General features: G+C 61.6%; 2 protein-coding genes. Both read left to right on the top strand.

Going from position 1 to position 1,108, the window contains the following annotated elements; all coding sequences use genetic code 11:
• The first annotated feature begins 68 nt into the window (after positions 1-68).
• Positions 69-359 carry a transposase gene (locus NFU81_RS03780; protein WP_251484989.1) on the top strand — a complete coding sequence of 97 codons (291 nt, stop codon included), beginning with the start codon at positions 69-71 and terminating at the stop codon, positions 357-359.
• A gap of 17 nt (positions 360-376) precedes the next feature.
• Positions 377-1,108, top strand: a 732-nt coding sequence (locus tag NFU81_RS03775; RefSeq protein ID WP_251484992.1) for an IS3 family transposase, incomplete at its 3' end; no start/stop codon positions are given.

Here is a 1,108-nt window from a genome sequence, read left to right as displayed (position 1 = left end):
TGAGGTGCCCCGAGGTCTCCGGACAGGGATCCAATAGGATCCCTGTGTAAGGAAACGAGAGGCACGACGTGGCACCACCCAGCAAGTACTCGCCGGAGTTCAAGGAAGAAGCGGTCCAGATCGCGCTCCGGTCCAGCAAGACCATCTCGGAGACGGCCCGGGAACTTGAACTCAACCCGGAAACGCTCCGCGGCTGGGTGAAGAAGCATCAGAAGCACAACGAGCCGGCGGCCGACGCGCCGCTGAGTCTCGACGAGCGAGCACGCCTGAAGGAACTCGAGCGCCGCAATCACGAGCTTGAGATGGAAGTCAGCTTCCTGAAAAAAGCCGCAGCGTACTTCGCGAAGGATCCCCGGTAGCCAGCAAGTACGAGTTCATCGAAACGATGCGACTCGACAAGACGAAGTACGCATACCCCGTCGAGTTCATGTGCGAACGACTCGACGTGTCCAAATCCGGCTACTACGACTGGCGGCGCCGCCCGGAATCCGCCACATCACAGCGGCGTGAGGAACTCAAACTGCTCATCACGAAGGCGTTCGACATGTCCGACAGCACGTACGGCTATCGCCGTATGCACGCCCAGCTGGCCCGCTGGGGCGTCGACGCCGGCCTGGAGCTCGTGCGCCAGCTCATGCGCGTCCTGGGCCTGGTGCCCTGCCAGCCGAAGCCCAAGAGGTGGTCGCTCACCGAGACTGCGGCGGGCAGGCTGCCGGATCTCGTCGGTCGCGACTTCACCGCCGCGGCGCCGGGTGAGAAACTCGTCGGGGATATCACGTACATCCACACAGAAGAGGGCTGGCTGTATCTCGCGACGGTGCTCGACTGCTGCACGAAGGAAGTCATCGGATATGCGATGGACGATCATTACCGAACGCCGCTGATATCCCGTGCTATTCGGAACGCGGCCCGCAACCGCAAGCTCGCGAAGGGTGCGATATTTCACTCCGACCGGGGCAGCAACTACATGTCTGTCGAGTTCGCAGACGTCCTCGACGGACTCAATCTACGGCAATCGGCCGGCCGCACAGGGATCTGCTTTGACAATGCAATGGCGGAATCATTCTTCGGCGCCTTGAAGAACGAGCGCGTATCGCGCGTGAGCTAC

The sequence above is a fragment of the Actinacidiphila cocklensis genome, from assembly GCF_907177275.1.
GTDB lineage: Bacteria > Actinomycetota > Actinomycetes > Streptomycetales > Streptomycetaceae > Actinacidiphila > Actinacidiphila cocklensis.
Note: the sequence above shows the minus strand (reverse complement) of the source record. Positions and strands in the feature narration are given on the sequence as shown.